At 59.8% G+C, this 26,038-nt stretch carries 27 protein-coding genes; 10 read left to right on the plus strand and 17 right to left on the minus strand.

What is annotated here, in order from left to right:
* Positions 1-162: 162 nt before the first annotated feature.
* From gshA to AB5Y82_RS19675, 4 genes are all read right to left on the minus strand, one after another.
* Positions 163-1,761, minus strand: coding sequence for a glutamate--cysteine ligase (gene gshA, locus AB5Y82_RS19660; RefSeq protein ID WP_368174420.1), 1,599 nt, complete (start codon positions 1,759-1,761; stop codon positions 163-165).
* A gap of 61 nt (positions 1,762-1,822) precedes the next feature.
* Complete coding sequence (locus AB5Y82_RS19665) at positions 1,823-4,636, minus strand: pitrilysin family protein (protein ID WP_106843913.1); 2,814 nt, start codon at positions 4,634-4,636, stop codon at positions 1,823-1,825.
* A gap of 27 nt (positions 4,637-4,663) precedes the next feature.
* Positions 4,664-5,101 (minus strand): YqaA family protein, encoded by a 438-nt coding sequence (locus tag AB5Y82_RS19670; protein WP_139462233.1) that lies wholly within the window; start codon positions 5,099-5,101, stop codon positions 4,664-4,666.
* Between the two features lie 79 nt (positions 5,102-5,180).
* On the minus strand, positions 5,181-6,158 hold the full coding sequence (locus AB5Y82_RS19675; protein WP_368174421.1) for an NADP-dependent oxidoreductase: 978 nt from the start codon (positions 6,156-6,158) through the stop codon (positions 5,181-5,183).
* Between the two features lie 56 nt (positions 6,159-6,214).
* On the opposite strand from AB5Y82_RS19675, the gene AB5Y82_RS19680 reads away from it, so the two are divergent.
* A complete protein-coding gene (locus AB5Y82_RS19680) occupies positions 6,215-6,382 on the plus strand; it encodes a hypothetical protein (protein WP_005308905.1) in 168 nt (55 codons plus the stop codon).
* Between the two features lie 54 nt (positions 6,383-6,436).
* Here AB5Y82_RS19680 and AB5Y82_RS19685 read toward each other — a convergent pair whose 3' ends face one another.
* The gene (locus AB5Y82_RS19685) at positions 6,437-7,447 is read right to left on the minus strand and encodes a hypothetical protein (protein WP_058058685.1); all 1,011 of its coding nucleotides are present in this window, start codon (positions 7,445-7,447) and stop codon (positions 6,437-6,439) included.
* Between the two features lie 255 nt (positions 7,448-7,702).
* On the opposite strand from AB5Y82_RS19685, the gene AB5Y82_RS19690 reads away from it, so the two are divergent.
* Both AB5Y82_RS19690 and AB5Y82_RS19695 read left to right on the plus strand, forming a co-directional pair.
* Positions 7,703-7,999, plus strand: a complete 297-nt coding sequence (locus AB5Y82_RS19690; RefSeq protein ID WP_005358055.1) for a hypothetical protein — start codon at positions 7,703-7,705, stop codon at positions 7,997-7,999.
* Positions 8,000-8,018: 19 nt separating this feature from the next.
* Positions 8,019-8,369, plus strand: a complete 351-nt coding sequence (locus tag AB5Y82_RS19695; RefSeq protein WP_265062095.1) for a hypothetical protein — start codon at positions 8,019-8,021, stop codon at positions 8,367-8,369.
* Between the two features lie 48 nt (positions 8,370-8,417).
* Here AB5Y82_RS19695 and AB5Y82_RS19700 read toward each other — a convergent pair whose 3' ends face one another.
* The 4 genes from AB5Y82_RS19700 to rpsF all read right to left on the minus strand — a co-directional run bounded on the left by AB5Y82_RS19700 (position 8,418) and on the right by rpsF (position 10,406).
* Positions 8,418-9,158 (minus strand): ferredoxin--NADP reductase, encoded by a 741-nt coding sequence (locus tag AB5Y82_RS19700; protein ID WP_368174422.1) that lies wholly within the window; start codon positions 9,156-9,158, stop codon positions 8,418-8,420.
* Between the two features lie 101 nt (positions 9,159-9,259).
* Positions 9,260-9,706, minus strand: a complete 447-nt coding sequence (gene rplI / locus AB5Y82_RS19705; protein WP_005340490.1) for a 50S ribosomal protein L9 — start codon at positions 9,704-9,706, stop codon at positions 9,260-9,262.
* A 52-nt stretch (positions 9,707-9,758) separates the two neighbouring features.
* A complete protein-coding gene (gene rpsR / locus AB5Y82_RS19710; protein WP_005308890.1) occupies positions 9,759-9,989 on the minus strand; it encodes a 30S ribosomal protein S18 in 231 nt (76 codons plus the stop codon).
* A gap of 30 nt (positions 9,990-10,019) precedes the next feature.
* On the minus strand, positions 10,020-10,406 hold the full coding sequence (rpsF, locus tag AB5Y82_RS19715) for a 30S ribosomal protein S6 (RefSeq protein WP_005308887.1): 387 nt from the start codon (positions 10,404-10,406) through the stop codon (positions 10,020-10,022).
* Between the two features lie 237 nt (positions 10,407-10,643).
* Here rpsF and AB5Y82_RS19720 point away from each other — a divergent pair, with 237 nt between their 5' ends.
* The 3 genes from AB5Y82_RS19720 (at position 10,644) to AB5Y82_RS19730 (ending at position 13,443) form a co-directional block, all read left to right on the plus strand.
* Positions 10,644-11,867 carry an Nramp family divalent metal transporter gene (locus AB5Y82_RS19720; protein ID WP_162632591.1) on the plus strand — a complete coding sequence of 408 codons (1,224 nt, stop codon included), beginning with the start codon at positions 10,644-10,646 and terminating at the stop codon, positions 11,865-11,867.
* A 111-nt stretch (positions 11,868-11,978) separates the two neighbouring features.
* Positions 11,979-12,836: a hypothetical protein gene (locus tag AB5Y82_RS19725; RefSeq protein ID WP_111901012.1), complete on the plus strand. Its 858-nt coding sequence runs from the start codon at positions 11,979-11,981 to the stop codon at positions 12,834-12,836.
* Positions 12,837-12,999: 163 nt separating this feature from the next.
* Positions 13,000-13,443: a PACE efflux transporter gene (locus AB5Y82_RS19730; protein WP_005358045.1), complete on the plus strand. Its 444-nt coding sequence runs from the start codon at positions 13,000-13,002 to the stop codon at positions 13,441-13,443.
* Between the two features lie 127 nt (positions 13,444-13,570).
* Here AB5Y82_RS19730 and hupA read toward each other — a convergent pair whose 3' ends face one another.
* Positions 13,571-13,843, minus strand: a complete 273-nt coding sequence (gene hupA / locus AB5Y82_RS19735) for a nucleoid-associated protein HU-alpha (protein WP_005340484.1) — start codon at positions 13,841-13,843, stop codon at positions 13,571-13,573.
* Between the two features lie 337 nt (positions 13,844-14,180).
* Between hupA and AB5Y82_RS19740 the strand changes: the two genes are divergently transcribed.
* Both AB5Y82_RS19740 and AB5Y82_RS19745 read left to right on the plus strand, forming a co-directional pair.
* Positions 14,181-14,663: an Rsd/AlgQ family anti-sigma factor gene (locus AB5Y82_RS19740; protein ID WP_005348975.1), complete on the plus strand. Its 483-nt coding sequence runs from the start codon at positions 14,181-14,183 to the stop codon at positions 14,661-14,663.
* A 100-nt stretch (positions 14,664-14,763) separates the two neighbouring features.
* Entirely contained in the window at positions 14,764-15,144 is a 381-nt protein-coding gene (locus tag AB5Y82_RS19745) for a PilZ domain-containing protein (protein WP_005340482.1), read from the plus strand.
* An 81-nt stretch (positions 15,145-15,225) separates the two neighbouring features.
* Here AB5Y82_RS19745 and radA read toward each other — a convergent pair whose 3' ends face one another.
* A complete protein-coding gene (gene radA, locus AB5Y82_RS19750) occupies positions 15,226-16,593 on the minus strand; it encodes a DNA repair protein RadA (RefSeq protein WP_005340481.1) in 1,368 nt (455 codons plus the stop codon).
* A gap of 100 nt (positions 16,594-16,693) precedes the next feature.
* Here radA and AB5Y82_RS19755 point away from each other — a divergent pair, with 100 nt between their 5' ends.
* A complete protein-coding gene (locus AB5Y82_RS19755; protein WP_111901014.1) occupies positions 16,694-19,072 on the plus strand; it encodes a PilZ domain-containing protein in 2,379 nt (792 codons plus the stop codon).
* A 54-nt stretch (positions 19,073-19,126) separates the two neighbouring features.
* On the opposite strand, the gene AB5Y82_RS19760 is transcribed toward AB5Y82_RS19755, so the two are convergent.
* Positions 19,127-20,032 (minus strand): alpha/beta fold hydrolase, encoded by a 906-nt coding sequence (locus tag AB5Y82_RS19760; RefSeq protein WP_368174423.1) that lies wholly within the window; start codon positions 20,030-20,032, stop codon positions 19,127-19,129.
* A 28-nt stretch (positions 20,033-20,060) separates the two neighbouring features.
* Positions 20,061-21,071, minus strand: coding sequence for a phosphoserine phosphatase SerB (gene serB / locus AB5Y82_RS19765; protein ID WP_368174424.1), 1,011 nt, complete (start codon positions 21,069-21,071; stop codon positions 20,061-20,063).
* Between the two features lie 120 nt (positions 21,072-21,191).
* On the opposite strand from serB, the gene AB5Y82_RS19770 reads away from it, so the two are divergent.
* Positions 21,192-21,812, plus strand: coding sequence for an AhpA/YtjB family protein (locus tag AB5Y82_RS19770; protein ID WP_368174425.1), 621 nt, complete (start codon positions 21,192-21,194; stop codon positions 21,810-21,812).
* A 67-nt stretch (positions 21,813-21,879) separates the two neighbouring features.
* Here AB5Y82_RS19770 and deoD read toward each other — a convergent pair whose 3' ends face one another.
* The 4 genes from deoD to deoC form a co-directional block, all read right to left on the minus strand.
* On the minus strand, positions 21,880-22,596 hold the full coding sequence (deoD, locus tag AB5Y82_RS19775; protein WP_005340471.1) for a purine-nucleoside phosphorylase: 717 nt from the start codon (positions 22,594-22,596) through the stop codon (positions 21,880-21,882).
* 76 nt (positions 22,597-22,672) lie between these two features.
* Positions 22,673-23,881 carry a phosphopentomutase gene (locus AB5Y82_RS19780; protein WP_204480203.1) on the minus strand — a complete coding sequence of 403 codons (1,209 nt, stop codon included), beginning with the start codon at positions 23,879-23,881 and terminating at the stop codon, positions 22,673-22,675.
* A 14-nt stretch (positions 23,882-23,895) separates the two neighbouring features.
* Positions 23,896-25,227, minus strand: coding sequence for a thymidine phosphorylase (deoA, locus tag AB5Y82_RS19785; protein ID WP_111901018.1), 1,332 nt, complete (start codon positions 25,225-25,227; stop codon positions 23,896-23,898).
* Between the two features lie 109 nt (positions 25,228-25,336).
* Positions 25,337-26,038, minus strand: a 702-nt coding sequence (gene deoC, locus AB5Y82_RS19790) for a deoxyribose-phosphate aldolase (protein WP_368174426.1), incomplete at its 5' end; no start/stop codon positions are given.

Raw genomic sequence — 26,038 nt, forward strand, 5'->3', positions numbered from 1 at the left:
CAGAGAGTAATCGCGCTGTGTCCGTTTCACACCTTGTCCCATCGGGCTCTCCATTTATTGGGGGGAAAGGTGTAAACCATATTCAGGACGGGACAGAGGAATAAAAAAAGCCGCTCACTCGAGCGGCTTTTTGTTGGCACTTTGGTTGGTAAGAACCCGCCTTCAGGCCGTGGTGGTACTGGTTCCGAAGTAGTCGGCCAGGAAGTCATCGAACGACAGGCTATCGCTGCGCTCGCGCTCCCGCTGCTTGGCCAAGGAATCCTTCGCCTCACCGGCAAAGTAAGCCTCATCCCAGTACTGCAGCTCCCCTTCCAGCAGCTCCTCGCGATAGCGGGTCGCCAGCTTGTCACCATAGCAGCCGTTGTCCTTGCCGCTCTCCAGCAGCTCCTTGAGCATGCGGGCGGAGTAGGTGAGCTCGGGGTTGAGCAGCTTCTCGCGATGCATCGCCAGCGTCTCGCGATAGCGGTTGCGGCCGCAGCAGCGATCCAGCAGATCGGCCACCTGAGCCAGCTCGTCGAACAGTTTGAGTCCGTACTCTTTGAGGCCAATGGCATTGCCCTGCTCATCTTCCAGCGTCAGGCCGGGACGACGCCCTTCCAGCACCACCTTGTTCTGGTTGCGGCGGTTGCGGGCAATCTCCTCGTCACTCAGCACCGGAGAGGGGCGCAGCAGGCACCAGACCAGGAACAGATCGAAGAAGCGGATCTGGTCTGCGTCGATGCCGAGCGGGGTGAAGGGATTGACGTCCACGGTGCGCAGCTCGATGTATTCGATGCCGCGCTGATCCAGCGCATCCGAGGGCTTCTCGCCGCTGCGCGGGGTACGCTTGGGGCGGATTGGGGCGTAGAGCTCATTCTCCAGCTGCAACACGTTGTCGTTGAGCTGACGATACTCCCCATCCACCTTGACCCCAATCTTGGCAAAGTCGGGATTGTGGGTGTTGATGGCACGGCGCAGGCTGCTGACATAGGCCGGCAGATTGTCGTGGCTGATCTTGAGCCCAGCCTGGGCGCTGTTGGTATAGCCAAGATCAGAGAGACGCAGCGCGGTGGCGTAAGGTAGATAGAGGGTGCCCTTGCCGGTCTTCTCGAACGGCAGGTTGCTCTTGCGCCCTTTGAGGAAGGATTCGCAGATGGCCGGGGAGGCGCCGAACAGATAGGGTACCAGCCAGCCGAAGCGGTAGACGTTGCGAATAAGCCCCATGTACTTGTCGGAGATAAAGCGCTGGCTGCAGCACCCTTCGCACACCAGATCCTGCCACTCGCTCCAGAAGCTGTCGGGCATGGAGAAGTTGAAGTGCACCCCGGCGATCACCTGCATCAGGCTGCCGTAGCGGTTCTTCAAGCCCTGACGGTAGAGGGTCTTCATCTTGCCGATATTGGAGCTGCCGTACTGGGCCAGCCGGATGCTCTCTTCCCCGCCGACGAAGCAGGGCATGGAGAGCGGCCAAATCCGCTCGTCACCCAGATGCTGAATCACATGGTGATGGATGTCGCCGAGCTGCTCCATCAGACTGTCGATGGAGTCAGTGGCCGGGGTGATGAACTCCAGCAGGCTCTCCGAGTAGTCGGTGGTGATATTGGGATGGGTCAGGGCCGAGCCCAGCGCCCGGGGATGGTCACTCTGGGCGAGTCGGCCATCCGGCGTGATGCGCAGGCATTCACGTTCGATCCCGCGCCGGATCCCCTTGAGCGCAGTGAGGCGCTCCGGTGATCCCAACGCATTCAGCAACTCGGTGAGCGACAAGCTTGTTGTAGTCATATTCACGGCTCATGTGAGGCCGCCCCATCCGGGGCGGCTCTTGATTTTTATAAAGCGTCAGTTACGGCAACTGCAGCGGATAGATGGGAAGATGAAGCTCCTTCAGGGGTTTTTCAAGCTTTTGCTTGTCTCCCACCACTACGATCACCATGTCGGCCGGATTGAGCCAACGGGCCGCACTGGCCTTCAGCGCCTCGGGCGACACCGTTTTGATCAGGTTGTTCTGGGCCTGCACATAGTCCGGTTTCAGGTCATACATCACCATCTGTAGCAGGAAGCCCGCCTTCTGGCCCAAGGTCTCGTAAGAGAGGGCATCCTGCTGGGAGACAGCGCTGCGCATATAGGCCAGCTCGACCGGGGTCGGGCCGCTCTTGCGGTAGTTGTCCATCTCCTTGAGGAACTGGCGGATGGCATCCACGGTCGCATCGGCCCGCACATTGGCGCCGGTGGCGAAGGTGCCTACCTCGCGGTTGGCGGAGAAGCCGGAGCTGGCGCCGTAGGTGTAGCCCTTGTCTTCCCGCAGGTTGAGGTTGATGCGGCTGTTGAAGTTGCCACCCAGGTTGAAGTTCATCAGCCCGGCGGTGAAGTAATCCCCCGTGGTATCGAACGGCATGGCGCGACGGCCGATACGGATCACCGACTGGGGCGCTCCCGGCTTGTCGACCAGATAGATGCCCGGCTTGGCCTGCTCACCCTTGAGCTTGAGATCCCCCAGGGTCGGCGTGGCCCCCTTCCACTCGGTCAGGAAGCCAAGTTGCTCCTCGATCTGCTTCTGGTCCACATCACCGACCACCACCACTTTGGCGTTGGTGGGGTTGTAGTAGGCCTGATAGAAGTGCTTCACGTCCGCCAGGGTCAGCTTGGCCACATCAGCCGCTACCCCGTCGGTAGGTTGACCGAGGCGGTTCTGCTTGCCGTAGACCAGCTCGCGGAACGCCTGCCCGGCCAGCCACTCGGGCTGCTGCTGGGCCTGTTGCATCCCTTGCAGCAGCTGCGCCTTGACCCGCTCGAAGTCAGCCTCCCGCATGCCCGGGCGCTCCAATACCTCGCGCACCAGCGCCAGGGTCTGGGGCAACTTGTCCGCCAGCGAGCTGACGGTGATGAGGTTGTTGTACTGGGCGCTGGAGACATCGATGGAAGATCCCAGCTTTTGCAGCTCGTCGCTCAGCTGAGCCTCGGTCAGGCGCACCGTGCCCTGCCCCATCATGGCGGCAGTCAGATTGGCCAGCCCAAGTTGCCCCTTATCTTCGGCACGAATGCCGCCCGGCAGGGCAATCATGATGGAGACGGCGGGGATCTCGTCACTCTTGGTGCCGATGATCTCGATGTTCTTGTCGAGCTTGCCGTGCCAGATGGCGGGCACCTTGACGCTCACCGCCTCGCTCGCCTTGGGCTGCACGCTGCGATCGAAATTGTCTTTTACCGGTCGTTCGGCCAGCGCCTCGTCATGCTTGCTGTAATCCGGCAGCTCGCGCTTGGCGGGGGTAAAGTTCGGGGTGGCAACCTGCCACTCGGTCTTGCCCTTGGGCACCACGCTCAGCACCACCGCAGGCTTGCCCGCGATGAACTTGTCGTAGGCGGCCTTCACCTGCTCAGGTGTCACCTTGCCGATGGCATCGAGAGTCTTGAACACATAGTTGGGATCCTGGGCAAACACCTGACCCATGGCGAGCTGGCTCACCTTGCCGGAGACGCTGTCCAGACCCCAGATGGCGGAGGCACGGTACTTGGCGATCGCCTTCTCCAGATCTTCCGGTTTGAGGCCGCGCTGGGCGAACTCGCCGATCACCTTGTCCACCTCCCCCTTGAGGGTCTTGAGGCTGCCATCCTGCGACGGATTGGGATAGGCGTAGACGGTCAGGGTACAGGCCAGCTCTTCGCAGTAGTGAGACGCCCCCACATCGATCGCCTTGCCGGTTTTCACCAGCGACTGGTAGAGCATGGAGCTGGCGGAACCACCCAGCACGTCGGCAAACATGTCGAGTGCAGGCTCCTGCGGATCGCCAAGAGAGACGGTGGGGTAGCTGATATAGAGCAGCGGCAGGTGCACCTTGTCCTGCAGCGTCACGTAGCGGGTCTCGGGCAGGGTCACCGGCTTTGGCGTCGGCTCGGCCACGTCCGGGCCGCGCGGGATGGAGCCGAAGTACTTCTCGATCCACTCGAGAGCCTGCTTGCTGTCAAAGTCGCCGCCCAGAGTCAGGGTGGCGTTGTTGGGACCATACCAACGCAGGAAGAACTGCTTGAGGTCGTTCACATCGACCCGGTCGAGATCTTCCACGTAACCGATAGGCTGCCAGGAGTAAGGGTGAGTACGCGGATAGAGCGCCTCCCCAACCTTCTCGCTCACCAGCCCGTACGGCTGGTTGTCGACCCGCTGGGCCCGCTCGTTCTTGACGGTGGCGCGCTGGATCTCGAACTTCTTCTGGCTCACCGCATCGAGCAGGAAGCCCATCCGATCCGCCTCCAGCCAGAGCACTTTTTCCAGCTGGTTGGCCGGCACGGTCTCGTAGTAGTTGGTGCGATCCTTGTTGGTGGTGCCGTTCATGTCGCCACCGGCCTCGTTGATGATCCGCATATGCTCCTGATCACCGACGTGTTTCGAGCCTTGGAACATCATGTGCTCAAAGAAGTGGGCGAAACCGGACTTGCCGACCGTCTCGCGGGATGAACCGACGTGATAGGTCACATCGAGGTGCACCAGCGGATCGGAGCGATCGGGGGCCAGGATCACGGTCAGGCCGTTGTCCAGCTTGTACATCTGGTAGGGGATGGCGAGCTTGCCCTCCTCCTTGCCCTGTTCGGCGATCAGGGTCGGTGCCGCCAGCACCGGCAGGGTGAAGCCCAGCAGAATGGTTAAAGGTATGACTTTGTTCACGGTAACCTCGTGAGTGACAAAAACAGGCTAGAAAATGTGACTGGCCAACAGAAAAACCAGGGCATAACGGAACAATTTGCCGAGCCCGATCAAAATGAGAGAGCGCCAGAAGGAGAGGCGCAGCCAACCGGCCAACAGACAGAGACCATCACCGACCACCGGCGTCCAGGCAAGCAGCAGACACCAGTGACCATGTTGTTTGAGCCAGCCTAAGGCTTTTTGTTCCCCACGGCCTTGAAAATCTTCCGGTTTTTTCTTGAAGGTGGCGAGCCAGCCGAGCCACCAGGTGGTCATGGAGCCGAGGGTATTGCCCAGCGTCGCCCACAGCAGCAGGCTCGCCATGCTCCACTCCCCCTTGGCCGCCATGGCCCCCAGCAGCACTTCGGAGCTGCCGGGCAGCAGGGTGGCGGAGGTGAATGCGCTTAAAAAGAGCCACCCCAGCCCCATCTGCATCAACTCATTCATGCTGCGCTTCCCCACCACAGAGGCAAGGACGAGAGGCACTCAGCAACAACCACACCATGTGCCATCGCCATCATCCCACTCATGCAGGATAACCGTCGGCGGCGGGCATGCGCAGCAGCAGCTTGCCGCGTACATGGCCCCCTTCGATGGCCTGATGAGCCAGCGCCCCCTCGGCCAGGGGGAATTCACCGGCAAGGGTAACCTTTACCTCCCCCTGACGCAGCAGCATCAACATCTGCCCCAGCTGCTTCTGGTCAGGGTGAACCAGCATGCCGACCACCTCGATCCCCGCCGCAGCCCCTGCATCCTTGATCTGCTGGGCGGTAATGGTAGGCACAGTCACCAGGCGGCCACCCGACTTGACGCAGGCGAGCGCCGCCTTGCCGCTCTCGCCGCCTACCAGATCCAGCACCAGATCGACCTGGCCGGCCTCTACCACCAAAGCAGCTGGCCAGTTTGCGTCGTGGTAATCCACCATCCAGCTCGCCCCCAGAGCGTGCAGGAAGCCATGGTTGTCCGGGCTGGCGATAGCCACCACCTCGGCGCCATAGGCGTTGGCAAACTGCACCGCCAGATGGCCGACACCACCGGCAGCGGCGAGGATCAACACCCGCTGGCCGCTCTGGAGGGCGCCGAGCTCAAACAGCCCCTGCCAAGCGGTGAGACCGGCCAGCGGCAACGCGGCCCCCTGCTGCAGGTTCACCCCGTCGAGCTTGACCAGCTCGCTCTCGCTTGCCACCACAGACTCCCCGTAGCCACCTGCGGTGAGGGGGAAACCGACCATGCCGCACACCCGATCCCCCTCGACCAGCGAGGTCACGCCGGGGCCCACCTTCTCTACCACGCCGGAGACGTCATAACCCGGTGTCCAGGGCAACTTGTCCTTGTTCTGGGCCGCCGCCCAGCCAAGACCGGCGCGGGTTTTGGCATCGATGGGGTTCACCCCCGCAAAGCAGATGCGCACCCGCACTTCGCCATCGGCTGGCACCTTATCGAGGGAAGGGTTGAGCTTGAGTACCGAGGGGTCACCGAATGCGGTAATCTGTAGTTGCGTCATTGCACAATCCATCCTGTTGATTGATCAAGGGTCAACAGAATAACAGCGAGGACACCATGGCTCGAATGTTTCTTATTCCTCTGTTGCTGGCACTGGGGTGGTGGGCATTTCTGCTCTACTTCCGCATCCCGCTCAAACAGGGGGCCAAGGGGTTTTACTGGATCATCGGCATCGGTGGCGGACTGGCCGCCTTCCTCAGCCTGATGATGGTGCTGACTCACTGAGTGCAACAGCCACTCGATAACGAAAAAGGCCACCGAGTTTCGGTGGCCTTCTCACTATCCGGCTTGCTGCTCCAGCGCCGGATTGAGGTAGTAGTGGCGATTGCTCCCCTGCCCCAGCACCCCTTGCGACAGCAGATGGTGGAACACCCGATCCACCTCCTCCAGCGAGAGTGACAAAGCTTGCGCCACCGAGCGCTTGCTGCACTTGAGCTCACCGCTCACCAGCGCACCGCGCACCTGCGCCAGCACTTCAGGGGCTGGCTCTGGGGGCATGATGGGCTCGGGCTGGGCTGCCATCGCCAACGCTGCCTGCGCCTCTCTGCGAGCTTGATCCTGCTGCCAGCGCCACATCCGGCGAAAGCGGTTCTCCTCGCCGATCAGGCTGACGAAAAAGGCGCCGAACACGTCGAGCAACACCGAGAGGAAGCAGACCAGCAGGAACTGCACCTGACTGATGCTCATCCCCACCCCGTCCGCCAGACTGCTCATCAGCCCCAACATGGAGGATTGTTCGTTGACCGGCTTGGCATCGCGCTGCTGGCGCAGCTCATCCTGCTGCAAGCGCAGCTTGGTGTTGGCGTGCTGCAACGAGGAGACGCCACTGGAAATGCGCTCCAGCTCGATGTATTTGCGGGCCGCCTCTTCGTTGAGCTGGATCTGCCGCTCGATGCTGGCGATCTGCTCGTCGAAACGGGCAAGCTCCCGTTCGTGGCGCGCCTGCTGGCTCAGTACCGTATTGGTGGCGCTGTTGATGCCACCAATACTGCCGCCGATGGAGATGGCCGCCAGCACGCTGTAAAACAGCAGCGACCAGAAAGCACCACTCAAATCCCGCCGCGCCTTGCGCTCGCCGTACTCGTACCAGACGTAAAACTTGCCCAGCTCGAAGATGATGGCCAAGCCGCCGAACAGCCACTTCATCAGCGGGTTGTCATCGATGGAGAGGAACAGCAGCAGGGAGAAGATAATGGAAGCCAGAATGGCCAACCCGGTGAAACTGTATACCGTCGTCAGAGCAAACCACCCCTTGGGGTAGCGCAATGTAGAGGAGTCCTGTGTGGTCATGATGAAGGGGTGTGCTGTGCAGGAAAAGTTGGCTGCCGATTATAGTCGCCAGACTCGCCCAGAGAAGGGCAAATGACTGAATTCCTTCAGATTGGCAACCAGCTGCCCAGAGTGCGACCAAAACGGACAAATCGGCAGCAGAAAAGCGATACAATCCCTCCCTGACTTGATCATGTAGTGAGATGGGGAACAGTTCCGCCCGGGTTCAGCTCCGGTCTGTACACTCATCCACCGTTGCAATTATCCGAGGCCATCATGAACAGTAAGACCACTTTGCTACTCTCCCTTCTTCTGGTTACCGGCAGCGCCGCAGCGACCCAGCAATATCAAGAGAGCAGTGGCTCCGAATTCTCCGTCGATGAGCTTAAATTCAATCTGGACTGGGATGACAAGCAGTTCGGCTGGACCCAGAACGACTGCCTCGACTTGGGGGTCGGCGAAACCGCCCCGGCCGACTGCAGGGCGGTCAAATTCAATCTGGAAGATGAAGAGAACCGCAACCAGCCGCCGCAAACCAACCAGATCCCTGCCAACGCGCAGAGTGGCCAATAACGACAGGAGTCCCCTTGCGATGATCCAAGCCAAACACAACCCCGTTATCCAGCGTGGCGCCCTGCTGCTCTCCCTGCTGATGGCACATGGCATCGCGGTTGCGGCACCGCCAAGCAAAAATGGCGATGGCATCAAGATCTCCGGTGATGACATCAAGATCAATCTCGACTGGGATGACAAAGAGTACGACTGGTGGCAGGACAACTGTCTGGATCTTGGCATTGGCGACAGCCGGATCAAACTCAACTGCGACAAGATAGATGGCAAGTACCGGGATCACTACAACCGCAGTATCCACAGCGGCAATAACCCCGGGCAAGGTCACGACAAACAGAAAGATAAAAACAAGGGCAATGGCAAGAAGAACTGAACGCCCTCTCCTGATGCAACAGGGGCTTGGCGCCCCTGTGCTGATTGTTTACCAATAATTCTCCGCACTGATATTGCCCGGCGCACGCCTCAGATTCTTGGCCAACCCCAGCGCCAGCAAGGTCTGCTGGGTCTCTTTCACCATCTCCGGATTACCGCAGATCAGCACTTGGCTCAGCTCGGGTGAGAACTCCAATCCCACCCGCTGCTGCAGCTGACCATTGGCAATCGCCGCCGGGATCCGCCCTGCCATTGCATCGGGCCAGGGCTCGCGGCTGACAAAGGGGACATAGCGAAAGCGCGCGCCATATTGCTCGGCAAAGCTGGCGATCAAATACTGATAGCTCAGCTCCTCGCCTTTACGTACCCCATGCACCAACACCAGATTCTCGAAACGGTTGAAGGCTTCCCCATCGGCCAGCATGGAGAGGAAGGGGCCGATGGCAGTACCGGTCGAGAGCAGCCAGAGATCGCGCCCAGCGGGCACCTCATCCAATGTCAGAAAGCCGGTCGCCTGGGATTGCACCAGCAGGGTATCGCCTGCTTGCAGCGAGCCGAGCGAGGGAGTCAGCTCACCGCTCGGGATCTCGACCAGATAGAACTCGTGGTATGGCGCAGAGGGGGGATTGACGAAAGAGTAGGCGCGCTGAATGCGGCGATCGCTCTGCTCGAGGGCCAGCTTGGTGAATTGGCCTGCCTTGTAGGGAGCCAGCTCGGCCGCTACCCGCAGGGAGAACAGAGTGGGTGTCCATTCGATGCGTTCGATGACGCGACCTTCTACCCAAGCCATAAAGATCTCCTCCAGTGGAACAGACCTTCACTCTACCCCCGGGCCGGAAAATAAAAAACCCGCGCAAAAGCGCGGGTTTTCTCTGCAAAAGCGAATCGCTATTACAGGGCAACAACCTGGATCTGTACGGTTGCTTTAACGTCAGCGTGCAGCTGAACAGCAACTTCGTAGTCACCGGTGTTACGCAGAACGTTGCCCATACGGACTTCGCTCTTGGCAACGGCTACGCCGGCAGCAGTGATGGCTTCAGCCACGTCACGGGTACCGATGGAACCGAACAGCTTGCCTTCGTCGCCAGACTTGGAAGCGATAACCACGGTAGCCAGTTCGGCCAGCTTGGCAGCACGCTCTTCAGCAGCAGCTTTGTTGGCAGCCAGTTTGGCTTCCAGCTCAGCGCGACGAGCACCGAAAGCTTCGATATTGGCCTTGGTGGCCATAACAGCTTTGCCTTGCGGGATCAGGTAGTTACGGGCATAACCAGATTTCACGGAAACTTGGTCACCCAGACCGCCCAGTTTGGCGATTTTGTCGAGCAGGATAACTTGCATTACCTTTCCTCTATAAATTTCGTTGAGTTAGGCTTAAGTGCCGGGCCGATTCTTACTTGTTGTGCAGATCGGTGTACGGCAGCAGAGCCAGGTAACGAGCACGCTTGATGGCGCGTGCCAGCTGACGCTGATACTTGGCGCGGGTACCGGTGATACGGCTCGGTACGATCTTGCCAGATTCAGTGATGTAGTTTTTCAGAGTAACGATATCTTTGTAGTCGATCTCGGTAACGTTCTCGGCAGTGAAGCGGCAGAACTTACGACGACGGAAATAACGTGCCATGGCCTTTATCCTCTAGTCAGTGATCCAGAATTACTCTTCGGAAGCAGCTTCAGTAGCTTCTTCGCGGCGCTCGTCGTCACGACGGGTGAAGCGCTCTTCTTTGGCCTTGGCCATCGGAGAAACTTCAGTCACGGCGTGCTTGGTGCGCATGATCATGTTGCGGATAACGGCATCGTTGAAGCGGAAGTTGGTTTCCAGCTCATCGATAACGGCTTGCTCTGCTTCTACGTTCATCAGAACGTAGTGGGCTTTGTGCAGTTTGTCGATCGGGTAAGCCAGCTGACGACGGCCCCAATCTTCCAGGCGATGAATGGTACCACCGGAGGTGGTGATGGCGCCGGTGTAACGCTCGATCATGCCGGGAACTTGCTCGCTCTGGTCCGGATGAACCATGAAGACGATTTCGTAATGACGCATTTTAGCTCCTTACGGATTAATTCAGCCTCCGCCCAGGTGCAGCCAGACCTCGGAGGCAAGGAACATAAAGGTGTTTAGTCGCTGCTTTTCTAGGGCGGCGTATTGTACGAAATCACATCCCTCACTGCAACTGACCGCCTCAAATGTTTTTCCCGATGGAAATCATCAGAAACAACAATTGATAATGATTATCACTTAGATCTATTCTCTCTCTATATCCTTATGGAGGGTGATGCCATGCAACCCGCACTGACGACTACGATTCCAGCCCGCAAATTCAAACTGACCCTGCTCGGGCCTGCCTTTATCGCCGCCATCGGCTATATCGACCCGGGCAACTTCGCCACCAATATTCAGGCGGGCTCTACCTTTGGCTACCAGTTGCTCTGGGTGGTGGTATGGGCCAACCTGATGGCCATGCTGGTGCAAACCCTCTCGGCCAAGCTCGGCATCGTCACCGGCAAGAATCTGGCGGAGCACATCCGCGACCGACTGCCTAAACCGGCGGTCTGGGCCTACTGGGTGCAGGCAGAGATCATCGCCATGGCCACCGATCTCGCCGAATTTATCGGCGCCGCCGTCGGCTTCAAGCTGTTGCTTGGCGTGACCTTGCTTGAAGGAGCCTGTATCACCGCTGTAGTGACCTGGGGGATCCTGATGCTGCAATCCCGTGGTCAGAAACCGCTGGAATTCGTGGTCGGTGGCCTGCTGCTGTTTGTCGCGGCGGCCTACATCGTCGAGCTGATCTTCTCCCGCCCCCATCTGCCCAGCCTGCTGGAAGGGGCCCTCTTCCCCGGTTTGCCCAACAGCGATGCCGTCTATCTGGCCGCCGGTGTGCTCGGTGCTACCGTGATGCCACACGTTATCTACCTGCACTCGGCACTGACCCAGCACACGCAGGATCAGGGTTCAGTCAGCCAGCGGCTGCACACCACCCGGGTCGATGTGGCGATTGCCATGACCATCGCCGGTTTCGTCAATCTGGCGATGATGGCGATGGCGGCCGCCGCGTTCCACAGCTCGGGCCACCAGCAGGTAGCGGAGCTGGAATCCGCCTACCAGACCCTCACTCCGCTGCTGGGGCAAGCTGCGGCCACCCTGTTCGGCCTCTCGCTGGTCGCCTCCGGCATCAGCTCTACCGTGGTGGGCACGTTGGCCGGGCAAGTGGTGATGCAGGGCTTTGTCCGCTTTACCATCCCGCTCTGGCTGCGTCGCGCCATCACCATGGCTCCCGCCTTCGTGGTAATCGCCATGGGGCTCAACACCACCGAAATTCTGGTGCTGAGTCAGGTGATCCTGAGCTTTGGCATCACGCTGGCCCTGATCCCGCTGTTGATGCTGACCGGCGATCGGGCACTGATGGGGCAACATCGCAACCATCCGGTCACACAAGCCATCGGCCGCCTTATCGTTGCGCTGGTGATCGGGCTCAACGCCTATCTGCTGGTCGCCATGATCTAGCGAACCGTCAAACCGAGAAGAGGGGCTCATTAACACTGGTTAATGAGCCTCTTCGCACTTTGGCGTATGCTGCCGCTTTCTCTTCTCATTTATCGTTGCGGGAGCCTTGCCATGGAACACACCCGAGCCAGCTTCGTACTGGGCCATCATCAGGAGCAGGTCAGCGTGGTCTGCTGCCAGCGCGGTGACACCACACTGCTGGTCACCGACCTCACCCCCTTTCATCCCCAGAGTCACCTCTGGCCCGATCAGCCGGGGGACGTGGGCCATGCTCGCTGGGAAGGGGGCGAAGCCGCCATTGGCCCTTGCCGGATGGGGGCCATCAGCCCGGATGGCGAGCTGTTCGTCGATACAGCCATTCCGGTCAAGCGGGGCGCAGAGGGGTGGAGTTTCGTGGTGGTACATCCGCTGACCGGAGACCACGCGCTGGCCGTTGGCAGCCAGGTCGAATTGCAAGTGGATAGCGCTGCCCGCCACGCGTTGAGTCTGGGCCATAGTGGCTGCCATCTGGCCGCGCTGGCGCTCAATCGAGTACTAACTCCCTACTGGCGCAAGGAGGTAAGCGAGCGCGATGCACTGTGCCAGCCCGACTTCGACCGCCTGGCTATTCAAAGCTCGCGGGTCGAGCCTTGCGGTTCGCGGGAGCAATACCGCATAGGCAAGAGCTTGCGCAAGAAAGGGGTCAACAGCGAATCGCTGCTGGCAGATCTGGCGCTGATTGAAGAGAAGGTAAACCAGCAGCTGGCCGACTGGATCGCAGCCGGGAGCGAGATCCGCCGCAGCCGCGCTGGCGAGGCGATCATCGATTCCCGTTACTGGCACTGCATGCTGGAAGGCCAGGAGGTGACCATTCCCTGTGGTGGCACTCATGTTGCCTCGCTCGCCGAGTTGGGGGAGGTCAAGGTACAGCTCACACAAGTGGAAGAGGGCTTTGCCATGCTGACACGGGTCACGCCAACCGGCGCCTGAGTCGCAGACTTGACCACTCAGGGCTAACGCCCAAGTTGGCAATAGAGAAGTATCGCAAAGAGGGCGCATCATCATGCCCCTCAACGCCCGTCATGACGGGCCGATGCTTCTCTTTTAACCACTCCCTGATTAGAATGCGCCTCCCACAGGAGGCACATCACCCATGAGTAGTACCCAACTACGCACCACCCCGGATCGACTTCGTTATCTGGTTCTCTACGAAGGCATCGGGCTGGCACTGGTCGCACCGCTGATCAGCCAGCTGTTCGGTCAGGGCGTCGCCGAGGTCGGTTCGCTGGCCATCTTCTTCTCCATCGTCGCCACCGCCTGGACCTATGGCTGGAACCTGTTGTTCGACAAGGGGTTGCTCAAACTTTGCGGGCGCACCAACAAGCGACCACTGGACCGCTTCCTGCACGCATTTGGCTATGAGGCGAGCTTTATGATGCTCTCCCTCCCTTGCGTCATGTTCTGGCTCGATTTGGGAGTATGGGACGCCCTGATGCTGGATCTCGGCTTCGTCGCCTTCTACCTCGTCTACATCATGGTCTTTACCTGGGCCTATGAGCGGATCTGGCCGCTGCCATCCAACCCGCAAACGGCATAAGGCCTCAGCCGCAACGAGGCTGACAGAAGGAACAGTCAGGAAGGACTAATAGGAAGGATGGGAGAATCCCATAAAAACAATGCCAGTCAGCAAGCTGACTGGCATTGGACAAAACAGACTTTCGGACTTACTTGACGGCGTCTTTCAGAGCCTTGCCAGCCACGAATGAAGGCACGTTGGCAGCAGCAATCTGGATCTCTTTACCAGTTTGCGGGTTACGACCGGTGCGGCCTGCGCGGTGGGTGACCTTGAAGGTGCCAAAACCGACCAGTTGCACAGCATCGCCTTCTTTCAAGCTCTGGGTAATACCATTGATGATCTCTTCCAGAGCCACTTTGGCCTGAGCTTTGCTCAGATCTGCTTTGGCGGCAATCGCATCGACAAGTTGAGCTTTGTTCATAACATTTCCTTTATGATCGGGCATTTAGCGCTGGGTCACTCTATGCAAAAAAAAACGCACAGGCAAAGCCTTTATCGAGCCGAACGCGTCAAACGCTGGGGTTTTCATCAAGATCTGCGGAAATAGTCACATTCCACACGCGAAAAACCGTGAGCAGGCCTGAAACCTGCTAGCACGCAGACACAATCCACTGACTATTTCTTCGCCGCTTAACATTATCCCCCCATGGCTATTGACGCTTGCCCAGATTTTCCCTAGTTATAGGTTGTGTCACTGCTCAAACGGCTCGGAATACCGAACAATCGGCCAGCCTTTGCCCCACGGAGGGATAGGGATTATGTTGACGAAACTGGAACAGACCAAGCAGGCGCTGGCAGGCAAGCATAAGGCTATCGACGACTGGCTGGATGCAAGGCAAGCGTTGCTGGTCGGATACATGCAGCTGGCAGGTCTCACTCCGGCGCGGACCAAGCAACGCAGCCTGCCCAAAACAGAAGAGCTGCATCAGTTTTGCGACCGCCTGGTCGACTATGTCAGCGCGGGCCATTTCGAAATCTACCACCACGTCGTCACCGCCTTCGAGCAAGCCAGCGGCGAAACACTGGAGCTGGCCAAGCGCATCTATCCCCATATTCGTAACAGCACTGAATTCGCCCTCGAGTTCAACGACAAATACAGTGATGCCGACGAGGCCCAATTGCTGCTACTGGATGATGATCTCAACGAGTTGGGCCCGGTTCTGGAAGAGCGGTTCAAACAGGAAGACCGCCTGGTCAAGGCGCTTCATGTGGTGGAATCCTTGAGTACCCAGCAAGCCTGAATGCCATTTTCGGAGCAAGTTCAAGATACTGGCAACCAAGGTGGATTACACTCAGAGCAATGACCCTAGCGTCCACACTTATTGCATACAGGAGATGAGCATGTCTGAGCGCCGCCGTTTTGCACGGATCCTCTACTTGACCATGGCAGAACTCACCCAGGGGGAACAGAAGTGGCAGACCCAGCTTGTCGACGTCTCCTTGCAGGGAGCCCTGCTGATCCGCCCCGACGACTGGGAGAGCCGTGACAACAAGGAGTACCAGCTCAGCTTTATCCTGAGCGGTAGCGATATCGAGATCAAAATGCAGGTCGAGCTGACCCACGAAGCCAGCAAGAAGCTGGGTTTCTACTGCCACCACATCGATATCGACAGTGCCACCCATCTCAAACGGATGATCGAGCTTAACGTCGGCGACGAAGAGCTGCTCCACCGCGAGCTGGAACAACTGCTGAGCGAGCATCTGGAACACAGCCAGCCCTGATGGCAGGTTCCAGCCCATAAAAAAGAGCGCCGAGGCGCTCTTTTTTCGTTGTGCGGTTGTCTCGATTGCAATGCTGAGGGATTACAGCGCCTCGAGTGCCTCAGACAGCTTCTTGACCGGCACCACTTCCATCCCTTCGATGGGATGCTTGGGGGCATTGGCGTGCGGCACGATGGCACGGCGGAAACCGTGCTTGGCCGCCTCCTGCAACCGCTCCTGGCCAGACGGCACCGGGCGAATTTCACCGGAAAGACCCACTTCGCCGAACACCACCAGATCCTTGGGCAGCGCCTGATCCCGGAAGCTGGAGACCATAGCCAGCAGCAGCGCCAGATCCGCACTGGTCTCCTCGACCTTGACCCCGCCGACCACGTTGATGAAGACATCCTGATCCGCCATCTGCAGCCCGCCGTGACGGTGCAGCACCGCCAGCAACATGGCGAGCCGGTTGTGATCCATCCCCACCGCCACCCGGCGCGGGTTGGAGAGCTGGGAGTAGTCCACCAGCGCCTGCAACTCCACCAGCAGCGGTCGGGTACCCTCCCAGATAACCATGACGATGGAACCGGGCGCCTGCTCCTGCCCCCGACTGAGGAAGATGGCGGAGGGATTGCTCACCTCGCGCATTCCCTGTTCGGTCATGGCAAAGACCCCCAGCTCGTTGACCGCACCGAAGCGGTTCTTGTGAGAGCGCAGGGTACGAAAACGGGAGTCATGGCCGCCATCTAGCAGCACAGAACAGTCGATGCAGTGCTCCAGCACCTTGGGACCCGCCAGACTGCCATCCTTGGTCACATGACCCACCATAAAGATGGCCACATGGTTCTGTTTGGCATAGCGGGTCAGCAGCGCTGCCGCTTCGCGCACCTGAGAGACAGAACCGGGGGACGATTGCACATCCGCCACATGCATCACCTGAATGGAGTCAATCACCATGATCTGCGGCTGCTCCTGCTGGGCTATCAGGCAGATCTGCTCGACGCTGGTCTCGGAGAGCATCCGCAGCTTGTCGGTGGGCAGCCCAAGGCGGTTGGCCCGCATCGCCACCTGCTGCAGCGACTCCTCACCAGTGACATAGAGGGTTTTCATCCGTTCAGCGAGACCACACATGGTTTGCAGCAGCAAGGTCGACTTGCCCGCCCCCGGGTTGCCGCCGATCAGAATGGCCGAGCCTGGCACCACACCGCCACCAAGCACCCGATCCAGCTCCTTGAAACCTGAGGTAAAACGGGGAATTTCGGTGGTGGCGATCTCTGCCAGTGTCTGTACCTGACTGCCGACCGCGCCGGCATAACCGGTGTAACGGGCACTCTTGCCAGCGGGGCTCACCGAACCGAGGCGCACCTCGGTGATGGTATTCCACTCCTTGCATTCGCTGCATTGACCTTGCCAGCGTGTGAAGTCGGCACCACATTCGGAACAAACATAAGCAGTTTTATTTTTGGCCATTGATAACTCGGGGACAGGATGAATTCCTGCTTGATATACTTGTTTGCGACCGACAGATCAAACCCAGAATCGGAAAAGTGACTTTCCGTGGCAGGAACAAATGGATTCAGAACACCAGCAACATCTGATTGAACAACTCGTCCCCTTGCTGCGGGAGAAAGATTTCGAGGAGATCTTCAACCGCATGACCCAGGAGGAAAACAGCAACAGCCGTTTTCTGATCAAGATGGAGCTCAAGCGCAAGTGCTCCCCCTGCCGCAGGGTCATCGACATGCGCGATGAGCTGGAGGATGAGTGCCTGGTGCATGAGTTCGACGGCATCACTCACTTCATGCCCGCCGATGCGATAGCCCTGTTCCAGTCCCAGTGCTATCTCTACCGCGATATCTATACCCTCGGCGTCTACGAGGCGCTGCAACAGTGGCAAAAACAGCACCACAACGCCCGCGTGGATGGTCAGCTGTCGCCGCCGGCCAGCCCCTTCCGGCAATATGATGTCAACACCATTGCCTTTGCCAGCTACTACGGCCGCCGTCAGGAGCGGATGCACTTCAGCTCGCCGGTGCTGATCAAGTTTCAGGACGGAGAGAAGTTGTTCGCCAAGAGTTCCGATCTCTCGCTGGGTGGCATGAGAGTCTCGGTACCCTATCTGCCTAACTATCACACCGGCGCCCAGGTGGAGGTCTTCTTTACCGGACTGGAGCGGGACACCCCCAATCCGGTGCTGCATCAGTCGGTCGGCTATCAGATCCTCGGCGAAGAGAGCAAAGAGGGGAAATACTGGCTGCGACTGGTGCGCTCCGGCGAACAGCCCGCCTTTGATGCCTTCCTCAGCGACTTTATCGACGCCAACAAGATCCGCTATCGGGTCAGCGTCGACTATCTGCTCTCCGCCGCCATCATCAAGGGGTATGAGCAGTTCTACCTGCCGCGGATGACCGGCATGCCGCTCTTCTTCGGCACCGGCGACAGCCCCAATCTCGAGATTGCCCTGCGCACGGAAAACAACCAGCACCTGCTGGAGTATTGGCGCGATGAGAAAAACCGCGATGCCCTCGCGGGGCTTTTCAGCGCAGAGCGGATGAAACGGCTCTGCCCGGCCCCCGGCACCACCACCGAGACCATCATCTACTGCTTTACCCACACGGTGCGCAGCCACATCTACTTCTTCTCCGCCACCGCCGAGGAACTGCGCCAGAGTGGCCTCACCGCCCTCTTCTTCCAGGTGGGCTCACGCCGGCCCAGCTGGCGTGTCTACAAGTTCACGCTGGAGGCATGCGATCTGGTCGAGGCGGATGTGGGACAACTGCAGGGGCAGGACAATCCGCAGTTACAAGACATCCTGCTGCTCGAGCGGCTCAAGCAGATCGGCTATTGCGGCCTGCTGCAGGAGATCGGCCTGGAGTCCCAGCGAGAAGAGTTCCATCAGGAAGGGGTCAGCAACAACGCCAACGAGCTGCAGCGCTTTGGTCACGAACAGGGGGTTGCCCCGTTCGAGATCGAGACCCTGCACTATGTTCAGCTGCGCAAGGAATCGCGCTACATCCACAAGACCGCGGTCGCCATCCATCACAACGGCAAATCCTGGATCGGCTGGACCCGCGACATCTCGACTCACGGCCTGCAAATCGAGCTGGAAGATGCCTTTATCGGCGAGAAGAACGATGTGGTGACCATCGCCCTGCCCCGCTTGCAGGAGCTCTCCAAGAGCATGGATCTGCAGCGTCTCTCCTACCGGCTGGTCAGTCTCAACATGACCCGCACCGTGCTGCACCTCTGCATCGAAGGGGATTCGGATCGCCATACCGGCCGCCAATTCTTCAGCCTGCTGATCGAGAGCAACCAGAACAAGCTCAAGGCGGCGCAGGAGCAGCGCCGCTATCGCGGGCTGGCGCGGGCCCTGCGCAACATCTATACCCACCACCTGTTCAACTCACCGGTCTACGTCAACAAGCTGAAAGGCGCGCCCAAACCGGCCTCCATCGGCAAATCCCTGCAACCGCGCAGTCTGCAGCGGCTGCTGCAAGCCTGTGCTGAGCTGCCGGAGCAGGAGAACCTCTACCCGCTGTTTCAGGGGGAGCTGCTCAAGGAGCTGCTGATGAACCCGCTGCGAGCCATCGAGCGGGAGGACAAACCGAGAGAAGATGAGGTCTATATCGCCAGCATCCAGACCAAGGCCGGCCTGCCCATCTTCAGCAGCCGGCTGGCCAGCAGCTTTGCCAATGTCAAAGAGAAGCGTCAGTTCATCGAGCTGGCGCAGCAACAGGGGGAGTTCTACTCGGTGCTGGTCGGTATCTCCCGTACCGGACGGCCCGACACCAACTTCATCGCCAACGAGCTGGACTACATCGCCAAGTTCGCCATCCACAAGGCACGCAAGCTGGAAGAGGAGCTCTGGAGCGTGGTGGGGGTGGGCGAACTGACCGATACCACCCAGGCAACCCTGTTCCGCTTTGGCATCACGCCGCCGCTGAACTGAAGATCCGGAAACAGACAAAAATGAAACAGGGCGCTCGAGGCGCCCTGTTTTTTGTCATGCCGCCTGCGGGTTGAGCAGCCAGTCGAGGATCTGGGGAAAGTGATCCTCCTGGGCCTGCTGGGCGGTCAGCATATTGATGTGGTCATAATCGAGGCGGTTGCCGTTGTCCCGCCCCAATCGGGTGTGACGTGTGGCCGAACCCATCTCGTCGCTGAAGCGGCGCACATCGGTCGGGTGACCCAGCACCTTGTCCGCTTTGGCCGAGATCATCCAGAGCGGTGGCCAGTTGACCCGTGCCGCCGCCTCGTCATAGGCAAAACCGTCGTGAGGATCCTGCCAGGGGCCGCACTTGACCCAGGGGATGGTCTCCTGCAGATAGCGCAGCGGCTCGTCGTCTGCACCGATCTTCAGAGTACGAGCCGCCAGAAAACCACGGCGGCGGGCCAGCCAGGGGGCCAGCCGATTCCAGATCAGATCCACCTTCAGCCAGCGCTCGGGATTGTGCACCGACACGCCGCGCTTGGTGCCAAAAAACAGCAGACTGGCAACCTGTTCCGCCAGCTCGGGGAAGCGCACCAGAGTCGAGGCCATGATGACACCACCCCAGGAGTGGGCCACCCAGTGCACCTTGAAACCATGATGGCGCTCGGCAATCCAGCGGTGCAGGGCGGGCAGATCCTCGGTGATCAGCTCATGCTGACCGTGCTCCGCCTGCTCGGCGATAGCTGGAGTGCTAAGCCCCCGCCCCCGCAAATCAGCCACATAGACCTGATAGCCGTGGCGGGCCAGAAAGCAGGCCAGCCCCTTGCCCGATTCGGTATAGAAAATCCGCCCGTTCTCGATGGCGCCGTGCACCATCAGGATCGGCTCGCCATGCACGGCGACCCGGGGTTTGATGTGGCGAACATGCAATTGATGGCCACCACAGGGGATAAACAGAGACTGCTGCAACAATTCCATTTTTATTGGTTTCCTCCTTGAAACACTGTCAGCGCTTGTCCCAACGTTGTTCGCTGCAGGCCCGCGCCGCCAGCAGGCAGATCACCCCCTCCAGATCGTGATGATTGAGGGTGGCCGCCGCCTGCGCCCGCACCAGCGGCTTGGCGTGAATGGCGATGCCAAGGCCCGCGATCCCCATCATTTTGAGATCGTTGGCACCATCGCCGATGGCCACGGTCTGGGCGGCAGCAATGCCGTACTCCTGAGCAAGCTGCTGCAACACCTCGGCCTTGACGCTGGCATCGACGATGCGCCCACTCACCTTGCCGGTCAGCTGGCCCCCCTCCACCGCCAGCTCGTTGGCGAAGATGGCATCGAGCCCCAGCTCACGCTGCAACTGGCCAGCAAAACGGGTAAAACCACCGGAGGCGATGGCCACCTTCCAACCCGCCCCTTTGAGGGTATCGACCATCAGCTGCAAGCCCGGCATCCAGGGCATCCATGCCGCCACCTCGTCGAGGATGGCGACCGGCGCCCCCTCAAGCAGCGCGACCCGATTACGCAGACTGTCGGCAAACTCCAGCTTGCCCTGCATCGCCGCGGCCGTCACTGCCGCTACCTGCTCGCCAACCCCGGCAAGCCGGGCAATCTCGTCGATGCACTCGATGCGGATCGCGGTGGAGTCCATGTCCATCACCAGCAGGCCGGGCTCGTTCAGGGTCGGTAGCGCGGGCAGATGGCAGAGATCGATCTCCCACTCACCGCTCTTGAGCTCGGCCACCAGCTCGGAAGAGAAGCGATCGCAGCCAAGCAGCAGCAACGGCACGCCCGCCACCTCTGTGGGAGGATAGAGGGTGGCCGCCAACTCCTGTGCAGCCAACAGTGGCGACAGACGCGCCAGATGGGAGGCACCCAGCCCCTTGCCAAACAGCACCAGCCAGCCGCCCGCCTGCGGGGTCTCTGTCGGTTGCAACGCATCTGCGTTGAGCTGCCAACAAGGTGAGCCTGACAACAACGCGGGCCAATCGGATAACAGAGGGGGGAGCCGGGACAACAACATAAGGGATACGCCTTCCTTGGTGATCAGGGGGTTAACAATGCTGGCCCAGAGTAGCGTATTGCTTTTTGTACAGGCAAGCGCCAAGATCCCGCCACTCCTTGTTACCATGAGGTCTCGCGCTTGCAGCGTCATCTTCCCATCAAACGTGTTCTCAGCCTGGGTGCCGGTATTCTGCTCGGATGCTGGGTGCTCGGTGTGCTCATCCATATGCAGGGTGAAAGCCAGGCCTCGCTGCACAGCGAAGCGCGCAACCGGGCACAGGCGCTGGTCGCCTATGCTGCCCGCGACATGAAACGCTGGATCAAGGAGGAAAAGAGCAGCGAGCTGGAGCGGCTGGCGCGGGATCTGGCGGCGGAGCCGGAGATCCTCGATGCCACCCTCTACGACGGACGCGGCATTCCCCTCGCCCAGTCTGAGCAGGCGGTGCCGCTGGAGAGCCTGCTGCCCATCGGCAGCGATAACAAGTCACTACCGGAGCAGGGCAAGGGGCGGATCCAGTTCGTGCAGGAGATCCGGGATGGCGAGCAGACCATCGGCTTCCTGCGCATCACCCTGGAAGAGCAGCGGATGCTGGCAGACAAGGACACCCGGCTCAAGGTGGTGCAGGAGAAACAGCGGCTGATGCTGCTGGTCGCCCTGCTGGCCGGAGTGCTCATCTCCTACGGCGTGCGCCGCAACTACATGCGGGTGCGCAAGCACAAGAAAAAGAGTACGCCCCCCTCGCCACCTCCGGAAAACTGATGGCGCAACCAGAAAGCAGATACAAAAACGGCGGCCAGAAGGCCGCCGTTTCTTATTCGCAAGGGAATTACTTGTCGCCCAGCAGGACGGAATCCAGTGCGATTTCGATCATGTCGTTGAAGGTCAGCTGACGCTCTTCAGAGGTGGTCTGCTCACCGGTACGGATATGGTCGGAGACGGTGCAGATGGTCAGCGCCTTGGCACCGTACTCTGCGGCCACGCCGTAGATACCGGCGGCTTCCATCTCGACACCCAGGATGCCGTATTTTTCCATGACGTCGAACATGGAGGGGTCCGGGGTGTAGAACAGGTCGGCGGAGAAGATGTTACCCACACGCACGGCAACGCCCTTGTTCTTGGCGGCCTGTACAGCGTTGGCAACCAGGTCGAAGTCGGCGATGGCAGCGAAGTCGTGATCCTTGAAGCGCAGGCGGTTTACTTTGGAATCGGTGCAGGCACCCATACCGATCACCACGTCACGCAGTTTCACGTCTTCACGCACGGCGCCACAGGAGCCCACACGGATCAGGGTCTTCACACCGTAATCGGTGATCAGCTCTTTTGCGTAGATGGAGCAAGAGGGGATACCCATGCCGTGACCCATTACGGAGATACGACGGCCCTTGTAGGTACCGGTGAACCCGAACATGTTGCGCACGTCGCAGATCTGCTCGACGTTCTCCAGGAAAGTTTCAGCGATGTACTTGGCGCGCAGGGGGTCGCCCGGCATCAGCACGGTATCAGCAAAGGCGCCATCTTTCGCATTGATATGAGGAGTTGCCATTCTCTTGATTCCTTCACACTAGGTTGAGTTTTATTGTTTTATAAATTGCCCGCCGCCGAAGTGGCGGGCGGGTAAATTACAGGAAGCTGGTACCGTACGCCAGTTTCGGCAGGCCGTGATAAGTCGCGATGCTCTGGCCGATATCGGCAAAGGTCTCGCGACGACCGACGGAGCCGGCCTTGACCGGCTTGCCGAAGAACAGCACCGGAATGTATTCGCGGGTGTGGTCGGTGCCACCCCAGGTCGGGTCGCAACCGTGGTCAGCGGTCAGCACCACCACGTCGCCATCTTGCAGCAGCTCAAACAACTCCGGCAGGCGGGAATCGAAATACTCCAGCGCACCGGCATAACCGGCAACATCACGGCGGTGGCCGTAGGAGGAGTCGAAGTCCACAAAGTTGGTGAAGACGATGGTGTTGTCACCGGCCGCTTTCACCTCTTCCAGCGTGCGATCCCACAACTCGGTCAGACCGGTCCCTTTCACCTGCTTGGTGATGCCCTGCTGGGCATAGATGTCGGCAATCTTGCCGATGGAGACCACCTGACCGCCCGCATCTTTCATGTAATCCAGCACGGTCGGCGCCGGCGGCAGCACTGAGTAGTCGTGACGGTTGCCGGTGCGCTTGAAGTTGCCCTTGCCAGTACCTACGAACGGACGCGCAATCACGCGGCCGATGTTGTAGGGCTCCAGCAGCTCGCGCACGATGTGGCACAGCTCATAGAGCTTCTCGAGGCCGTAGGTCTCTTCGTGGCAGGCAATCTGGAACACGGAGTCGGCAGAGGTGTAGAGGATCGGCTTGCCGGTCTTCATGTGCTCTTCGCCCAGATCGTCCAGCACTTGGGTACCGGAAGCGTGGCAGTTACCCAGATAGCCAGGCAGACCGGCCTTCTCGACGATGGCGTCCAGCAGCTCCTGCGGGAAGCTGTTGTGGTGATCCTTGAAGTAGCCCCACTCGAACAGTACGGGCACACCGGCGATCTCCCAGTGACCGGACGGGGTATCCTTGCCGGAGGAGAGCTCCTGCGCAAAGCCGTAGGCACCGACCACCTCGATATCTTTCTTCAGCCCTTCCGGGAAGTAGCCGGAGGCCTGCTCGCAAGCGTGGCCCAGACCCAGCTTGTTGAGGTTGGGCAGATTGAGGGCACCGCGGCCTTCAATTTCACCTGCCGCACACGCCTTGGCGATATGGCCAAGGGTGTTGGCGCCCACATCTCCGAACTTGTCGGCATCGGCAGCAGCGCCAATACCGAAAGAGTCCATCATCAGAATAAAGGTACGTTTCATGGGTCTTCCCCTTGTTACAAATCGGCCAGGGTGATACGGCGGTACACTTCAGGCAGTGCTTCCGGCCGCTCGCCACCAATCCGGACAGCCGCCTGCACCATGCTGGCAGCCTGAGCATATTGCTCTTCAGTCTGAGCGTGGATCATCGCGATCGGCTTGTCAGCATCGACGTTTTGACCCAGGCGGATAAAGTCGGTCAGACCGACCGCATAATCAAGTTTGTCACCGGCAGCGCGGCGACCACCGCCCATCGCCACCACGGCCAGACCCAGCTCGCGGGTATCCATGGCGGTCACGAATCCGCTGTTGGCCGCGAAAACCGGGCGTACGATGGCTGCCTTGGGCAGGTAAGCGTCGTAACGCTCCATGAAATCGGCCGGGCCACCGAGACCTGTTACCATCCGACCGAATATCTCGGCCGCCTTGCCGTTATCCAGCACCGCCTGCAGCTTGGCGCGGGCATCGCGCTCGTCGCTGGCCAAGCCTGCAGAGATAAGCATCTCGGCACACAGCGCCATGGTCACTTCGTGGATGCGCGGGTTGCGGTATTCACCGGTCAGGTAACGCACCGCTTCACGTACTTCCACCGCGTTACCGGCGCTGGAGGCCAGCACCTGGTTCATATCGGTCAAGAGCGCAGAGGTGCGGCAGCCGGCACCGTTGGCCACGGCCACAATGCTCTTGGCCAGCTCTTCGGAGGCTTCAAAAGTCGGCATAAAGGCGCCGGAGCCCACTTTCACATCCATCACCAGCGCTTCCAGCCCGGAGGCGAGCTTCTTGGAGAGGATGGAGCCGGTGATCATCGCGACAGATTCGACGGTGGCGGTGATGTCCCGTACTGCATAGATACGCTTGTCAGCGGGGGCGAGATCGCCGGTCTGGCCGATGATGGCGACACCCGCCTCTTTCACCACTTTCAGGAAACGATCGTTGTCGACCGAGGTCTGGTAGCCGGGAATGGCGTCCAGCTTGTCGAGGGTACCACCGGTGTGGCCCAGGCCACGGCCGGAGATCATCGGCACGAAACCGCCGCACGCAGCGACCATCGGGCCAAGCATCAGGGAGACAACGTCCCCCACCCCGCCGGTGGAGTGCTTGTCGACAATCGGGCCACCCAGATTGAGGTGATCCCAGGTCAGCACCATGCCGGAGTCGCGCATGGCGCAGGTCAGGGCAACCCGCTCATCCATGGTCATGTCTTTGAAGTAGACCGCCATCGCCAGCGCCGCAATCTGCCCCTCGCCGATGGTGTTGTTGGTAATGCCCTGAACGAAGAATTGAATTTCTTGGGTACTGAGCGCTTCACCGTTGCGCTTCTTGCGAATAATTTCTTGAGGCAAAAACATCTTTCATTCCCTCCGCCATTGCTGGCGTTACACAAGCCTGAATCCTTGCCCGCACACCGCATGGTGGGGGCTAACAGGGCGGACAGCAGTCCGCCCTCTCATCAACCTATTAGTAACCGCTGGTGTTGGCTGGCTTGTCGCCATGCCCCAGAGTGGCCAGCAGACTGGCCAGCAGGCTGGATGCACCAAAGCGGAAGGTACGGGCGGATACCCAGTCGTTGCCGAGGATCTCTTCGGCCATGGCCAGGTACTGACCGGCAACAGCTGCGTCTTTCACACCACCAGCAGGCTTGAAGCCAACTTTCGGATTCTTGGCCTTGATCACTTCCATCATGATGCGTGCCGCTTCTGGGGTCGCATTGACCGGCACCTTGCCGGTGGAGGTCTTGATGAAGTCGGCACCGGCATCGATACAGATTTCGGAAGCGCGACGGATCAGCGCCTCTTCTTTCAGCTCGCCGGTTTCGATGATCACTTTCAGCAGCACGTTGGCAGCGCAGGCCTCTTTACAGGCTTTGACCAGATCAAAACCGATCTGTTCATTACCAGCCATGAAGGCGCGGTACGGGAACACCACGTCCACTTCGTCAGCACCGTAGGCGACTGCGGCACGGGTTTCGGCCACGGCGATCTCGATGTCGTCGTTGCCGTGCGGGAAGTTGGTCACGGTCGCAATGCGTACGTCGGCAGCGCCGATCTCACGCAGGGTCTTGCGAGCGATAGGGATAAAACGGGGGTAGATGCAGACGGCGGCGGTCAGGCCAGCCGGTGACTTGGCCTTATGGCACAGGTCGATCACCTTCTGATCGGT

The sequence above is a fragment of the Aeromonas sp. s13 genome (assembly GCF_040907905.1).
In the GTDB taxonomy this organism is placed as follows: Bacteria; Pseudomonadota; Gammaproteobacteria; order Enterobacterales; family Aeromonadaceae; genus Aeromonas; species Aeromonas veronii.

Bases quoted from the DNA above. Each gene is read 5' to 3' on its own strand.
- AB5Y82_RS19700 (WP_368174422.1), bottom strand. From the start codon at position 9,158: ATGGCTTGGGTAGAAGGTCGCGTCATCGAACGCATCGAATGGACACCC.
- AB5Y82_RS19755 (WP_111901014.1), top strand. From the start codon at position 16,694: ATGGATTCAGAACACCAGCAACATCTGATTGAACAACTCGTCCCCTTG.
- rplI (WP_005340490.1), bottom strand. From the start codon at position 9,706: ATGCAAGTTATCCTGCTCGACAAAATCGCCAAACTGGGCGGTCTGGGT.
- AB5Y82_RS19745 (WP_005340482.1), top strand. From the start codon at position 14,764: ATGTCTGAGCGCCGCCGTTTTGCACGGATCCTCTACTTGACCATGGCA.
- AB5Y82_RS19695 (WP_265062095.1), top strand. From the start codon at position 8,019: ATGATCCAAGCCAAACACAACCCCGTTATCCAGCGTGGCGCCCTGCTG.
- AB5Y82_RS19725 (WP_111901012.1), top strand. From the start codon at position 11,979: ATGGAACACACCCGAGCCAGCTTCGTACTGGGCCATCATCAGGAGCAG.
- deoD (WP_005340471.1), bottom strand. From the start codon at position 22,596: ATGGCAACTCCTCATATCAATGCGAAAGATGGCGCCTTTGCTGATACC.
- serB (WP_368174424.1), bottom strand. From the start codon at position 21,071: ATGTTGTTGTCCCGGCTCCCCCCTCTGTTATCCGATTGGCCCGCGTTG.
- gshA (WP_368174420.1), bottom strand. From the start codon at position 1,761: ATGACTACAACAAGCTTGTCGCTCACCGAGTTGCTGAATGCGTTGGGA.
- rpsF (WP_005308887.1), bottom strand. From the start codon at position 10,406: ATGCGTCATTACGAAATCGTCTTCATGGTTCATCCGGACCAGAGCGAG.
- hupA (WP_005340484.1), bottom strand. From the start codon at position 13,843: ATGAACAAAGCTCAACTTGTCGATGCGATTGCCGCCAAAGCAGATCTG.
- AB5Y82_RS19730 (WP_005358045.1), top strand. From the start codon at position 13,000: ATGAGTAGTACCCAACTACGCACCACCCCGGATCGACTTCGTTATCTG.
- AB5Y82_RS19670 (WP_139462233.1), bottom strand. From the start codon at position 5,101: ATGAATGAGTTGATGCAGATGGGGCTGGGGTGGCTCTTTTTAAGCGCA.
- radA (WP_005340481.1), bottom strand. From the start codon at position 16,593: ATGGCCAAAAATAAAACTGCTTATGTTTGTTCCGAATGTGGTGCCGAC.
- AB5Y82_RS19675 (WP_368174421.1), bottom strand. From the start codon at position 6,158: ATGACGCAACTACAGATTACCGCATTCGGTGACCCCTCGGTACTCAAG.
- AB5Y82_RS19685 (WP_058058685.1), bottom strand. From the start codon at position 7,447: ATGACCACACAGGACTCCTCTACATTGCGCTACCCCAAGGGGTGGTTT.
- AB5Y82_RS19760 (WP_368174423.1), bottom strand. From the start codon at position 20,032: ATGGAATTGTTGCAGCAGTCTCTGTTTATCCCCTGTGGTGGCCATCAA.
- rpsR (WP_005308890.1), bottom strand. From the start codon at position 9,989: ATGGCACGTTATTTCCGTCGTCGTAAGTTCTGCCGCTTCACTGCCGAG.
- AB5Y82_RS19720 (WP_162632591.1), top strand. From the start codon at position 10,644: ATGCAACCCGCACTGACGACTACGATTCCAGCCCGCAAATTCAAACTG.
- AB5Y82_RS19680 (WP_005308905.1), top strand. From the start codon at position 6,215: ATGGCTCGAATGTTTCTTATTCCTCTGTTGCTGGCACTGGGGTGGTGG.
- deoA (WP_111901018.1), bottom strand. From the start codon at position 25,227: ATGTTTTTGCCTCAAGAAATTATTCGCAAGAAGCGCAACGGTGAAGCG.
- AB5Y82_RS19690 (WP_005358055.1), top strand. From the start codon at position 7,703: ATGAACAGTAAGACCACTTTGCTACTCTCCCTTCTTCTGGTTACCGGC.
- AB5Y82_RS19780 (WP_204480203.1), bottom strand. From the start codon at position 23,881: ATGAAACGTACCTTTATTCTGATGATGGACTCTTTCGGTATTGGCGCT.
- AB5Y82_RS19740 (WP_005348975.1), top strand. From the start codon at position 14,181: ATGTTGACGAAACTGGAACAGACCAAGCAGGCGCTGGCAGGCAAGCAT.